The organism is Photorhabdus sp. HUG-39 (assembly GCF_963878365.1).
Classification (GTDB): domain Bacteria; phylum Pseudomonadota; class Gammaproteobacteria; order Enterobacterales; family Enterobacteriaceae; genus Photorhabdus; species Photorhabdus kayaii.
In genome coordinates this window covers 55,468-68,376 of sequence record NZ_CAWNWY010000005.1, presented here as the reverse complement: position 1 = coordinate 68,376, position 12,909 = coordinate 55,468, and the positions used below count along the sequence as shown (strand labels likewise).

The following is a 12,909-nucleotide window of genomic DNA, read 5'->3' as shown; positions in this document are numbered from 1 at the left end:
TGTATTACTCAGATAACCGGATTAATGGATGCACCACGACCAATCCCATAATAAGTAAAACCTCGGGATTGCAGGCGTTCAGGATCATAGAGATTCCGGCCATCAAAGATAACCGGCGTTTTGAGAGACTCTTTGATTACATCAAAATCTGGCGCACGAAAACTTTGCCATTCAGTACAAATGATCAAGGCATCGGCTCCCTTAAGCGCTGCTTCTTTAGTCCCCATCAATAATAAATCATCACGCTGACCATAAATACGCTGAGCTTCCTGCATCGCCTCAGGATCATAAGCCTGTATTTTGGCTCCGGCCTGCCATAATGCTTCCATCAAAACACGGCTTGATGCTTCACGCATATCATCGGTATTCGGTTTGAACGATAATCCCCAGACAGAAAATGTCTTACCGGATAAATCTTCACCGAAATGGCGCGTTACAAAAGAAGGTAATTTATGCTTTTGCAGTTCATTCACTTGCTCCACAGCACGAAGAATTTTAGGCTGATAACCAATTTGCTCTGCGGTACGAATTAACGCCTGCACATCTTTCGGGAAACATGAGCCACCATAACCACAGCCCGGATAGATAAAATGATAGCCAATACGGGAATCAGAACCAATTCCTTGACGAACATGCTCAATATCAGCGCCAAGCATCTCAGCTAAATTAGATATCTCATTCATAAAACTGATTTTCGTTGCCAACATACAGTTCGCGGCATATTTAGTCAGTTCTGCACTGCGGATATCCATCACAATCATACGATCATGATTACGGTTAAATGGCTCATACAACTCACGTATCAGGTCAACGACTCTGTCGTTGTCACACCCAATAATAATCCGCTCAGGGCGCATACAATCTGCAACAGCGGCCCCTTCTTTGAGAAACTCCGGGTTAGAAACCACATCAAATGGGATATCAATATTGCGTTTACGCAGAGTCTCATTGACAACCGCATTAACTTTATCTGCGGTACCAACAGGAACCGTAGATTTATCAATAATAACTTTATAGCTATCCATATGTTCCGCAATAGTACGAGCAACCGCTGTCACATACTTCAAATCCGCTGAACCATCTTCATCAGGAGGAGTACCGACAGCAATAAATTGCAATTTACCGTGTGCAACACCGGCCTTTGCATCCGTACTAAAATTCAGACGGCCTTCTTCATAATTCTTCTTAACCAGTGGCGCTAAACCAGGCTCAAAAATGGGGACTTGACCATTTTTCAGGTTCTCAACTTTATTTTCATCTACATCAATGCAAAGGACATCATGCCCTACTTCAGCTAAAACCGTAGCCTGAACCAGGCCAACATAGCCAATACCAAATACTGTAACTTTCATATGATACCTAAAAATTTCCACAAGATTATTCTTTAGCTTGATCCTGCAAAGCCACTAACCAATCAGTAAACTCTTTGCCTAAAGTATGATGTTTCATACCATACCGGACAAATGCCTGCATATAACCAAGCTTATTACCGCAATCATGGCTTACACCCTGCAAATGATAGGCTTCCACAGGCTCCCTTTCTATTAACATAGCGATTGCATCAGTGAGTTGAATTTCATCACCGGCACCTGGCGCTGTTTTTGCTAATAATGACCAAATTTTCTCGGACAACACATAACGGCCAACAATGGAAAGATTTGATGGTGCTTCTTTAGGTTGAGGTTTTTCAACTACGCGCTTAATGAGTTTGCTGTCACCGGGTTGAAGATTTTCTCCCTGACAATCGACAATACCATAACTAGAAACTTCTTCATGAGGTACAGGTTCTACTAATATTTGACTAGCACCCGTTTCATTATACCGAACCAACATTTCGCTCAGATTATATCTAGTCAGATCTGTACTGTATTCATCAAGAATCACATCAGGCAGTATCACAGCAAAAGGTTCCTCACCGATTAAAGGCTTGGCACATAACACCGCATGTCCTAATCCTTTAGCAATTCCCTGACGAGTTTGCATAATAGTGACATGACTTGGACAAATAGATTGAACTTCGTCCAATAACTGACGCTTCACCCTTTTCTCAAGGATAGCTTCTAACTCAAAACTGGTATCAAAATGGTTTTCAATTGAATTTTTTGATGAATGAGTTACCAAGATAATTTCATTAATGCCAGCGGCAATACATTCATTAACAACATACTGAATAAGAGGTTTATCTACTAAAGGTAACATCTCTTTAGGAATTGCTTTCGTAGCAGGTAACATCCTCGTTCCCAAGCCCGCGACTGGAATAACAGCTTTCTTTACTATTTTTCCTACTGATAGTTTGTCTACTGATCGTTTTTCTACTGATGGCATTAACCTTTCTCCCGATGTTTTTTGGCTAAAACAAATCTGTCTTCAACTCAAAATCAGTGCCAATTCTTTAATAAGGCATCACTATTACTGATTATTTTGTGTCAATAAACCGCGCACACGAACAGCACACAGGAACCAAGGCATACAAAAGTTCACTGCTTCGTTCAGTTCACCCTTCTGACCACTCAAAAAGTTATCACTTTTATCTGAGCAGTACTAAATCCGCTCTTTGTACTAAAGAGCGGCAAATAAAATAGCCTGATTAGATAGACTTCCAAGCATAATAGGCGGAGTATACCAGCTAATTCTCTTCGATAAACATCACCATTCTGCTTAATTACATTACCGTGACTTGATGTTTAAAATCCATTTTAAACAACATTCCACCTTGGTAATATTCACTCAGAATACATTGAAGAAAGCATCAGATTTATTTGACTATTTGTATTCCAAATCCGACATTGCCATTCAGCGCTATGAGAACAAACTTGGTTCGAACAAATCGTTCTCAATGTCCCAAGAGGAACACCACTGTCTAATTGGATTTGGCGATTACCCGACTTAATACTGGCATGTAACCCCGCAGAAGTGAGCAGAACCGTTTTATTGATTGTATGATAATACCCAAGCAGCAATGGAAATTGCCCTTGTAACCCTGCACCTTCCAGTAACTTATTAATTCTATTTAGAATACCTGCCATATTGGGTAAACGTCGGGAATGGTGGATGATATGCTCTTGTAACAAACTATTAAATATGACTCTAAGTAATAATGCTGAAATCACGCCATACTCTTTTGAACGGCTAATATCTAGACAATAAAAAGCTAATTCATTGTCAGATAACGCCGCCATATCGAGAATTAATCCTGGATTATCAATCATATTTAATTTTCGGTAATTGACTTTACAGTGGGCAATCACTTGAGAAACTGGGGGTTGCAACTGCTTAAGCATATTTAATGCTTCATCTGAATTATGCTTTAGGGTTAACCAATCTTTATTCAAGTTATTCTGTTCAATCGCACCAGACATAAAGACCGTAGGATGTAAATAGGCCAACACCGATTTTTTTATCTCATTAAGATCTGACACTGGTTTTAATAAAACATCTTTTGCACCCAAACGAAGCACTTCATCAATTTCGGCCATCTTGTTAGTTGCTGAAATAATAATAACTGGAATGCTAATACCCTCATTCGTCAATTTCGCAATAAATTCAATGCCATTCATGACCGGCATATCTAAATCACATAAAATAAGTTCAACATGAGCTTCGCGTCCTAGCACCTGTAGTGCGACAGCGCCATTAGATGCGACTAATACCTTAGCGCCCAACGTTCGCAAATACCCTGCCAGCAAAGAACAAAAAACAGGTTCATCCTCCACAATCAGAATTTTTTTGCCTGCCAATGCCTTTTCCATAAATACGCTCCCTTACCTTAATATTGCGACCTTCACCTTTTCTTAGGTACTATCACTCATATTAGTTCAATTAAGTGACTATCATTTGTTCTCTTACGTTTCTTTGCAATAGAAAACCCATAAAAATGGTATTTCACCCTTTACAATTGGAGTTATTTTGACAGAGCTATGTCCTTGTGGTAGTGGAATAGATTTTGCGGATTGCTGTTCCCCTTATCTCCAAAACATAAAATTTGCCCAAACTGCTGAATCACTGATGCGTTCCCGATACAGTGCCTATGTAAAGCACAACGTCGATTATCTAATTACCAGTTGGCATCCTAACTGCCAGGCTGAAAAGTGGCGTTTAGACATAGAGCAGAGTTTTATTGTTACCCAGTGGCTCGGACTACATGTCATTACCACTGAAAAAGGCAAAAATGATAACGAAGCCTATGTTGAATTTTCAGCTTGCTTTCTTGATCAGAAATCCCAAGATAAGCAACTTATTCATGAGCGTTCACGTTTTCTTCGTATAGACCAGCGTTGGTACTATATTGATGGAGTAAAACCTATTGATGGTGTAAAGCCTCAAATTGGCCGTAATAGCCCCTGCCCATGTGGTTCGGGTAAAAAATACAAAAAATGTTGTGGTTAAGACCCATAAACAGAAAACGCAAAATATTTAAGGATAATCCCATTCATGCCGCACCAACATATACAAAAGAAAATTTTACGCACTATTTGCCCTGATGCCAAAGGACTGATCGCCAAAATTACTAATATTTGCTACAAACACCAACTGAATATAGTTCAGAATAATGAATTCGTCGATCATCGTACTGGCCGCTTTTTTATGCGTACAGAGCTTGAAGGCATTTTCAATGATGAGACATTTCTTGCTGATTTAGATGATGCACTGCCGGTGGGTTCTCAACGGGAATTAAATAGCGCGGGGCGTCGGCGTATTGTCATTATGGTGACAAAAGAAGCGCATTGTCTTGGGGATTTGCTCATGAAAAGCGCTTATGACGGGCTTGATGTTGAAATTGCGGCGGTTATCGGCAACCATGCAATATTACAATCGTTGGTTGAACAATTTGGCATTCCTTTCCATTTAATCAGTCACGAGGGTTTAACTCGTGAACAACACGATGAAAAACTGATTGCACAAATTAACCAATACAAACCTGACTACGTGGTATTAGCTAAATACATGCGAGTACTGACACCAGAATTTGTCCAGCATTATCCAAATCAGATTATTAACATCCACCACTCCTTTTTACCGGCATTTATCGGGGCACGTCCTTATCATCAAGCTTATGAAAGAGGGGTAAAAATCATCGGAGCAACAGCGCATTATGTGAATGATAATCTGGATGAAGGTCCAATTATTACTCAGAATGTCATTAACATAGACCACACATACACGGCTGAAGATATGATGAGAGCGGGCCGGGATGTTGAAAAAAATGTTCTGAGCCATGCTTTATATTGGGTTCTTGCTCAGCGGGTTTTTGTTTACGGCAACCGTACTGTAATTCTTTAAAGCTGAATTAGTTGGGGCAACCAACAAACAGGCCGCTCATTTGCTCACAACGGGATCAATAAGGATAAAAAAACAGCATACGGTAACTTATTTTTAAATATATGCTTTACAGCGGCGGCTCATTTGATATGATTCCGCCCGCTGTAATCAACAGTGATACATTTCAAAATCTGGTGGGGTTCCCGAGCGGCCAAAGGGAGCAGACTGTAAATCTGCCGTCACAGACTTCGAAGGTTCGAATCCTTCCCCCACCACCATAAATATTCTTCAAGCCTCCAGACATTAAGGCAAGACCTCAAATTCTCAATCCGATAAATTTTCTCTTAGAAGTGGCAACCGGATTGATTTCTTATACTCTCCATCCCCTAAACCTAATCTGAGTCTGCACATTTCTGAATTGGCTATTAGCACCCTTAAAAGTACTCAACGAAACATGCGCTCCCCCAACCTTAATGTACCCACGATCATATTTCTTATCACATCTTTATGTGAAGCTTAACATTTTGCAAAAATCAACAATAAACCATATAAATCAAATAATTAAAACAAAAACCACCTTCAAGCAGCGAGCTTTCGAATGTGATAACCATCGTATATTTGTGAAATGATGTGTGAAATAATTATAAAAGAATAACAAATTATAACAACAACACCAGGGAACCATCATGAACCAATCAACACAAAAAATAGGAATTATAGGATTGGGGGCTATGGGTATGGGAATTGCCCGCGCGTTAATACGCGCGGGTATTTCCATATATGGATTTGATTTAAACCAAAAAGCCTGTGACCAACTACTACAAGCAGGCGCTAAAGTGGCGACAAACAACGCCGCAAATTGGGCATCAGAGCTGGATGCTATCTTACTTGTTGTCGTCAATGGTGCTCAAATAGAAAGCATACTGTTTGAAGGCGAAACACCGCTAGTCAACCAGTTAAGAGCCGGTACGATCATTGTGCTTCACAGTACCGTTGCCGCAGAACAGGCTAAAAATTTTGCCCATCGTCTTAGCCAATACAATCTAAACATGCTGGACGCGCCTATTTCAGGTGGCGCACTAAAAGCTGAACAAGGCCAACTCACCGTTATGGCTTCCGGTGAACTCGCATTATTTGAACAACTAAAACCCGTATTTGCTGCCACCACCGAACGTCTCTACTATGTTGGAAATGAAATTGGTCAAGGCTCTACCGTCAAAACAATCCATCAATTACTTGCCGGTATACATATTGCTGCCGCAGCTGAAAGTATGGCATTGGCGGCCAAAGCCGGCATTTCCTTGGAACTGATGTACGACATTGTAACCCATGCGGCGGGTAACTCTTGGATGTTTGAAAACCGCGTTCCCCATATTCTGGCTGGGGATTACACTGCCAAATCCTCCGTAGACATTTTTGTCAAAGATCTGGGATTAGTCTTAGAAACAGGTAAGGATCTGAAATTCCCATTACCATTATCAGCCACTGCACATCAAATGTTCCTCGCTGCCAGTAATGAAGGTTTCGGCCAATGGGATGACAGCGCGGTTATCAAAACATTTAAAGGTATCACTTTGCCGGAGAAAAAATAATGACCATTAAATTGGGCGTTATCGCTGATGACTTTACCGGCGCAACCGATATCGCCGGTTTTATGGCACAAAGTGGTTGGCGAGTTGTCCAGCTATTAGATACACCTGATGAAAATACCTCTATTCCACCGGATATTGATGCTATCGTTATCAGCCTGAAAAGCCGTTCCTGCCCGATAGACGAAGCCGTGAATAACGCGGTGAAATCCTGCCGCTGGTTACGTCAGAAAACAGGTTGTCAGCAAATATTCTTCAAATACTGCTCAACTTTTGATTCTACCAGCAAAGGCAATATCGGGCCGGTCACTGATGCCCTGATGGATGAACTACAAACAGACATCACGCTAATCTCCCCTGCCCTTCCCGTTAACGGGCGAACAGTTGTACATGGGCATCTATTTGTCAACGGTCAACTACTTAATGAAAGTGGTATGCAGCACCATCCGGTGACACCAATGACAGATGCCAATCTACTGCGCCTAATAGAACAACAAGCTCAAGGGAAAGCAGATCTGGTGGATCTGGCATGTGTACACCAAGGCGAGCAGGCAATCCGCGTGAGGCTAAATCATTTACAACAACAAAACATACGCTACGCAATAACAGATACCCTCACCATGAATGACCTACTGCCTATTGCCAAAGCGGCATCAGAGCTGAAATTAATCACTGGTGGTTCTGGTCTTGGCGCTGCCCTTGCCAGCACAGACACCGGTAAGCCATTGATGCCATACCAACAAGAAGGGGCAACCCCACCCGCCGAGAATAGACGCACCGTGGTCCTTTCTGGCAGTTGTTCCGTCATGACCAACAAACAAGTTGCTCTATATCAGAAATTGGCCCCAACTAAATCCCTGAATATTGATTCATGCATCAATGATCCACAATATGCCGAAAAGCTGGTTGCGTGGGTTATTCAGCAATCCGAAAACTATCTGGCACCGATGCTATACGCGACTCACCCGCCAGAAACATTACAGAAAATCCAGCAACAATATGGTGCAACTACTGCCAGTGAAGCAATAGAAAACACCTTCGCCAGCGTTGTAAAAAGCCTGCGTCAGCTAGGATTCAATACCTTTATTGTCGCAGGCGGCGAGACTGCCGGTAAGATAGTACAAAGTCTGGACATCCAACAATTCAGTATCGGCGCACCCATTGCTCCCGGCGTACCTTGGGTACACGATCGACAACACAATTATTGGCTGGCATTGAAATCAGGTAACTTCGGCAACATCGATTTCTTCCTGCATGTACAGGAGATGTTTCATGAGTGAACAAGCACTAAGGTTAGAGTTAGTCGAATGGGCTCGTTCAATGTTCTACCGGGGTTATAGCAGTGGCGGTGCAGGTAACATCAGCGCCAAACTGGAAGATGGCACGATTATCATCACACCGACCAACTCCAGTTTTGGTGACTTGCAAGCTAATCGCCTGAGTAAACTAGATGCAGAAGGTAATTGGCTATCCGGTGACAAACCCACAAAAGAAGTTTCCATGCATTTGGCAATGTACCGCAACCGTCCCGAATGCCATGCGGTGGTCCATCTACATTCCCCTTGGTTAACTGCCCTTTCCTGCCTACCCAATCTGGACAAAAGTAACTGTCTACCCCCCATTACGCCCTACTATGTAATGCGGGTCGGAAAACTGCCTCTGGTCAAATATCTGCCACCAGGAGATGAAAGAATCGGTGAAGAAATTGCGAAGCTGGCCGCAAAACACAACGCAATTCTTCTCTCAAACCACGGACCTGTTGTCGGCGGCAAAACTTTACGGCAAGCTTTTTTCAACGCAGAGGAATTGGAAGATACCGCACGGCTCTATTTAACCTTATTGCCACACGGCTTTACGACATTAAATAAAGAGCAAGTGCAAGAACTTGCAACTCGTTACCCAAAAACTGAGTGAACAAACAAGGAATTCGTCATGGCTAAATTCGCGGCAAACTTGAGCATGATGTTCAATGAGGTACCTTTCACAGAACGGTTTGCCCGTGCAGCCAAAGCTGGATTTAAAGGCGTTGAATATCTGTTTCCTTATGAAGTCGCAGCGGAAGAGCTTGCTGCCCTATTAAAACAGCATCAATTAACACAAGCTCTATTCAACATGCCCGCCGGAAACTGGGCGGCGGGAGAAAGAGGAATAGCCTCTATACCTGGCCGTGAAAAAGAATTTGTTGAAGGTACACAAATAGCTCTGAAATATGCACTGGCTCTGAATTGCAAGCAAGTTCATGCTATGGCCGGGAAATTGCATGAACAATTCACACCAGAACAACAACGTGAGTGTTATATCAAAAACATTCGATACGCCGCTGATGTCATGGCAGAACATAACATCAACGTATTAATTGAGCCGATTAATACTCGTGATATGCCGGGTTACTTTCTGACAACTCAGCATCAGGCTGAAACATTACTCAAAAAAATTGATCGTCAAAATGTTCTTATCCAATTGGATCTTTATCACTGCCAGATCATGGAAGGGGATTTGCTACGCACCATTGAACGTCTATGGGGAAAATTCAGTCACATCCAGATTGCCTCCGTGCCCGAACGCCATGAACCCGATAGCGGCGAAGTGAACTATCCGTGGCTATTTAACAAACTGGATGAAATGGGCTATCAAGGGTGGTTGGGCTGTGAATATCACCCCGCTGGTTACACCGAAGATGGTTTGGATTGGTTGACCAAAGCACAGAAATAATCAGGAGAAGATATGCTTCCATCAGAGCGTAGAGACTTTATTTATCGCTATGTACATGAATATCGGACAATTTCTATCAGTACACTGGTTAAACTGATGAACGTCTCGCATATGACAGTACGGCGGGATATCCGCACTCTGGAGGAGGAAGGAAAAGTCGTTAGTGTCAGTGGTGGTGTGCAACTTAGTGATGTTTTACGTCAGGAATTGCCTTGGAATGAAAAAGCCCGGCTTCATCATCGTCATAAGCGGGAAATTGGTCAATATGCAGTATCTATGGTTGAAGATGGACAAGTGGTCTATCTTGATGCTGGCACTACCACGTTTGAAATTGCCAGAGTCCTGGCTGAGCGTTTTAACCTCACTATCATCACGAACGATTTTTCCATTACCCAATATCTGATGAACAAACCCCAATTAAATCTGTTCCATACCGGGGGGCTGGTAGATAAAAGAAATTATTCCTGTGTTGGCCCTATCGCCGCCATGCTGCTTCGCAATCTGAATGTGGATATTGCCTTTATTAGCACCAGTTCATGGGATCTAGAGCATGGTGTCTCCACGCCACATGAAGAAAAAGTGTTAGTCAAACAGGCAGTATTGGAAATCGCCCGCCGCCGTGTGTTGGTGTCTGATAGCAGTAAATATGGCAAATACGGCATGTTTCGGGTCTGCCCGCTTTCGAGTTTGGATGATATTGTCTGTGACAGCCAGCTTCCGCCGAAAGTGCAGCAACAATTACGAGAACACAATCTGATATTACATATCGTCAGCGTACAAGGGTAAGAACCCTACTATACCCTATGGATTTCAAGATGCATCGCGACGGCAAGGGAGTGAATCCCCGGGAGCATAGGTAACTATGTGACCGGGGTGAACGAGTGCAGCCAACAAAGAGGCAACTTGAAAGATAACGGGTATATACCCTATAACCTATAAGTAAATAGCCCAACGCTATTAAACAAGGAGAGTCGCAATGAAAATGATAATCACTGGTGGAGCAGGTTTTCTGGGTCAGCAACTAGCCAGCGCTTTACTAAACAACAATCAAACATTAAATTTCGACCAACTCATATTGACCGATATTCAATGTCCTGTTTCACCCGTTAATGATCCCCGCGTTCAGTGTCTAGCACTGGATTTAACTCAATCAGAAGCCGCGGAAAAGCTGATCGATGAAAACAGTGCGGTATTATTCCATCTCGCCGCCATTGTCAGTAGTCACGCTGAAAGCGATTTTGATCTCGGTTTGCAAGTTAACTTTGATGTTACTCGCAACTTATTAAACGTTGCACGGGCTAAAAATCCAAAATTGAAATTTATTTTCACCAGTTCCCTGGCCGTATTTGGCGGAGAATTACCATCAACCATTACGGATCAGTGTGCGGTTAATCCTCAATCATCCTATGGCGCACAGAAAGCCATGTGTGAATTGATAATTAACGACTATTCCCGCAAAGGATATGTTGATGGCCGAGTACTTCGTCTACCGACAATCAGTATCCGCCCAGGTAAACCAAACAAAGCAGCATCCTCTTTTGCCAGTGGCATTATCCGTGAGCCTCTGCACGGAGAAAGCAGTATCTGTCCAGTTTCCCGCGATCTTACTTTATGGCTTTCCAGCCCTGAAACCGTGATCCGCAACTTTATACATGCAGCTCAAATTCCGGCGGAAAAATTTGGTCTTTCCCGCACAGTTAATTTACCGGGTATTAGCGTCACAGTTCAGGACATGATTGACGCACTGGCCGAGATTGCCGGGCAGAAAGCGGTGGATCTCATCCGCTTTGAACCAGACGAAAACATTAACCGTATTGTTGCCAGTTGGCCGGGTCACTTCGATATCAACCGTGGCTTATCACTGGGTTTTCATGTTGATAATACTTTCAGTGATGCAATCCGTGCTTTTATCTCCAATAACCTATCCCAAGCTGGAGGCTAATTATGGAACACTACATTCCGGTCATTGGTCTGGGTGTTGCCGTATTTACGTTGATCTTTCTGGTACTACGTACCCGTGTTCATGCTTTATTAGCAATGCTAATTGCCGCAGCGATTGCCGGGATTACTGGCGGCTTAACCGCAGCAAATACCATTGATGTTATGACTAAAGGTTTTGGCTCCACACTGGGCAGTATTGGGATTGTTATCGGTCTAGGGGTCATGATGGGACGGGTGCTAGAAGTTTCCGGTGCCGCGGAACAGATAGCCTACAGTTTTATCAAATGGTTAGGTAAAAAACGCGAAGAGTGGGCATTAGCGATTACCGGTTATATCGTCAGCATTCCGATTTTTGTCGATTCTGCTTTCGTTATCCTCTATCCACTGGCAAAGGCTCTCGCAAAAAAGGGAAAACGTCATCTGCTAACGCTTGGCGTGGCACTGGCCGGCGGATTGGTTGTTACCCACCACACTGTTCCGCCAACACCGGGGCCACTGGGAGTTGCTGGTATTTTCGGTGTAGATGTCGGCGCCATGATGTTAACCGGTATGGTTCTGGCGGTGCCTTGCGTTATTGGCATTGTATTTTATGCCAAATGGTTAGCAGTAAAATATCCTGAATTTCAACCCATTGATGAAGCCGAAGAAGCTCAAGATCTACAAGCAATCCACCAACGCTACATGGAAGAGAAGGCGAACAAACCACTACCGAGCCTATTTCTTTCCCTGTTGCCGATTATTATCCCTATTGTTTTGATCTTCATTAAAGCCATTAATGGCCTGTTATTAAACACTGAAACTTTTACTGGACAAGAAAACAACTTCTACTTTCAGACATTCGATTTCCTTGGCGCACCCATTATTGCCTTAGCCATTAGTGTATTATTGGCGGTTTATACCTTGATGCCAAAAGCCAATAAACATGAAGTCATTGACCGTCTGGAAGAAGGTTTACAGGCTGCCGGTATTATTTTATTAGTGACAGGAGCAGGCGGTGCGTTAGGCGCGGTATTGCGTGAAAGTGGTACCGGCACCATTCTGGCGCAATATATAGCCAATCTACCACTAACACCGGTGCTGATTCCATTTATCATCGCAACACTGGTTCGCTTAATTCAAGGTTCCGGCACTGTGGCAATGATCACTGCTGCTTCTATTTCTGCACCAATTATTAGTCAAATTCCGGGGATCAACATGTTGGTTGCCGCACAAGCAGCAACGATGGGTTCGTTATTCTTCGGTTATTTTAATGACAGCCTATTCTGGGTCGTTAACCGCATGATGGGAATTAAAGATGCCAAACAACAGATGATCGTTTGGTCAATACCAACCACTATTGCATGGGCGATTGGCTTGTGTGGTGTCATCATCTTGGATCTGGTGTTATAAATACCAAATCATTAGCAAA

The 12,909-nt window shown here is 43.0% G+C and carries 12 protein-coding genes and 1 tRNA gene; 10 read left to right on the top strand and 3 right to left on the bottom strand.

What is annotated here, in order from left to right; genetic code table 11:
- Positions 1–8: 8 nt before the first annotated feature.
- The 3 genes from AAC155_RS05460 to rssB all read right to left on the bottom strand — a co-directional run bounded on the left by AAC155_RS05460 (position 9) and on the right by rssB (position 3,749).
- On the bottom strand, positions 9–1,352 hold the full coding sequence (locus tag AAC155_RS05460) for a UDP-glucose dehydrogenase family protein (RefSeq protein WP_113041330.1): 1,344 nt from the start codon (positions 1,350–1,352) through the stop codon (positions 9–11).
- 25 nt (positions 1,353–1,377) lie between these two features.
- On the bottom strand, positions 1,378–2,325 hold the full coding sequence (gene galU / locus AAC155_RS05455) for a UTP--glucose-1-phosphate uridylyltransferase GalU (protein WP_113041329.1): 948 nt from the start codon (positions 2,323–2,325) through the stop codon (positions 1,378–1,380).
- Positions 2,326–2,723: 398 nt separating this feature from the next.
- Complete coding sequence (gene rssB, locus AAC155_RS05450) at positions 2,724–3,749, bottom strand: two-component system response regulator RssB (protein WP_113041328.1); 1,026 nt, start codon at positions 3,747–3,749, stop codon at positions 2,724–2,726.
- A gap of 157 nt (positions 3,750–3,906) precedes the next feature.
- Here rssB and AAC155_RS05445 point away from each other — a divergent pair, with 157 nt between their 5' ends.
- The 10 genes from AAC155_RS05445 to AAC155_RS05400 all read left to right on the top strand — a co-directional run bounded on the left by AAC155_RS05445 (position 3,907) and on the right by AAC155_RS05400 (position 12,890).
- Complete coding sequence (locus AAC155_RS05445) at positions 3,907–4,386, top strand: YchJ family protein (RefSeq protein ID WP_113041327.1); 480 nt, start codon at positions 3,907–3,909, stop codon at positions 4,384–4,386.
- 45 nt (positions 4,387–4,431) lie between these two features.
- Positions 4,432–5,280 carry a formyltetrahydrofolate deformylase gene (gene purU / locus AAC155_RS05440; protein WP_113041326.1) on the top strand — a complete coding sequence of 283 codons (849 nt, stop codon included), beginning with the start codon at positions 4,432–4,434 and terminating at the stop codon, positions 5,278–5,280.
- Between the two features lie 172 nt (positions 5,281–5,452).
- Positions 5,453–5,537: transfer RNA gene (locus AAC155_RS05435), tRNA-Tyr, on the top strand.
- A 408-nt stretch (positions 5,538–5,945) separates the two neighbouring features.
- Positions 5,946–6,851, top strand: a complete 906-nt coding sequence (ltnD, locus tag AAC155_RS05430) for an L-threonate dehydrogenase (protein ID WP_113041325.1) — start codon at positions 5,946–5,948, stop codon at positions 6,849–6,851.
- Entirely contained in the window at positions 6,851–8,128 is a 1,278-nt protein-coding gene (gene otnK / locus AAC155_RS05425; protein WP_113041324.1) for a 3-oxo-tetronate kinase, read from the top strand. Before ltnD ends, otnK begins: the two co-directional genes overlap by 1 nt.
- Positions 8,121–8,762: a 3-oxo-tetronate 4-phosphate decarboxylase gene (gene otnC / locus AAC155_RS05420; protein ID WP_113041323.1), complete on the top strand. Its 642-nt coding sequence runs from the start codon at positions 8,121–8,123 to the stop codon at positions 8,760–8,762. The genes otnK and otnC overlap by 8 nt, the downstream gene beginning before the upstream one ends.
- Positions 8,763–8,780: 18 nt before the next feature.
- Positions 8,781–9,560, top strand: coding sequence for a 2-oxo-tetronate isomerase (gene otnI, locus AAC155_RS05415; protein ID WP_113041322.1), 780 nt, complete (start codon positions 8,781–8,783; stop codon positions 9,558–9,560).
- Between the two features lie 12 nt (positions 9,561–9,572).
- Entirely contained in the window at positions 9,573–10,346 is a 774-nt protein-coding gene (locus AAC155_RS05410; RefSeq protein ID WP_113041321.1) for a DeoR/GlpR family DNA-binding transcription regulator, read from the top strand.
- 190 nt (positions 10,347–10,536) lie between these two features.
- Positions 10,537–11,502 (top strand): D-erythronate dehydrogenase, encoded by a 966-nt coding sequence (gene denD, locus AAC155_RS05405; protein WP_113041320.1) that lies wholly within the window; start codon positions 10,537–10,539, stop codon positions 11,500–11,502.
- 2 nt (positions 11,503–11,504) lie between these two features.
- On the top strand, positions 11,505–12,890 hold the full coding sequence (locus AAC155_RS05400; protein ID WP_113041319.1) for a GntP family permease: 1,386 nt from the start codon (positions 11,505–11,507) through the stop codon (positions 12,888–12,890).
- The last annotated feature ends 19 nt before the right edge of the window (positions 12,891–12,909 follow it).

What these genes read in the sequence shown, in the direction of transcription:
- otnC (WP_113041323.1), top strand. Translation starts at nt 8,121, where the DNA reads ATGAGTGAACAAGCACTAAGGTTAGAGTTAGTCGAATGGGCTCGTTCA.
- AAC155_RS05460 (WP_113041330.1), bottom strand. Translation starts at nt 1,352, where the DNA reads ATGAAAGTTACAGTATTTGGTATTGGCTATGTTGGCCTGGTTCAGGCT.
- galU (WP_113041329.1), bottom strand. Translation starts at nt 2,325, where the DNA reads ATGCCATCAGTAGAAAAACGATCAGTAGACAAACTATCAGTAGGAAAA.
- ltnD (WP_113041325.1), top strand. Translation starts at nt 5,946, where the DNA reads ATGAACCAATCAACACAAAAAATAGGAATTATAGGATTGGGGGCTATG.
- AAC155_RS05400 (WP_113041319.1), top strand. Translation starts at nt 11,505, where the DNA reads ATGGAACACTACATTCCGGTCATTGGTCTGGGTGTTGCCGTATTTACG.
- otnI (WP_113041322.1), top strand. Translation starts at nt 8,781, where the DNA reads ATGGCTAAATTCGCGGCAAACTTGAGCATGATGTTCAATGAGGTACCT.
- AAC155_RS05410 (WP_113041321.1), top strand. Translation starts at nt 9,573, where the DNA reads ATGCTTCCATCAGAGCGTAGAGACTTTATTTATCGCTATGTACATGAA.
- purU (WP_113041326.1), top strand. Translation starts at nt 4,432, where the DNA reads ATGCCGCACCAACATATACAAAAGAAAATTTTACGCACTATTTGCCCT.
- rssB (WP_113041328.1), bottom strand. Translation starts at nt 3,749, where the DNA reads ATGGAAAAGGCATTGGCAGGCAAAAAAATTCTGATTGTGGAGGATGAA.
- denD (WP_113041320.1), top strand. Translation starts at nt 10,537, where the DNA reads ATGAAAATGATAATCACTGGTGGAGCAGGTTTTCTGGGTCAGCAACTA.
- otnK (WP_113041324.1), top strand. Translation starts at nt 6,851, where the DNA reads ATGACCATTAAATTGGGCGTTATCGCTGATGACTTTACCGGCGCAACC.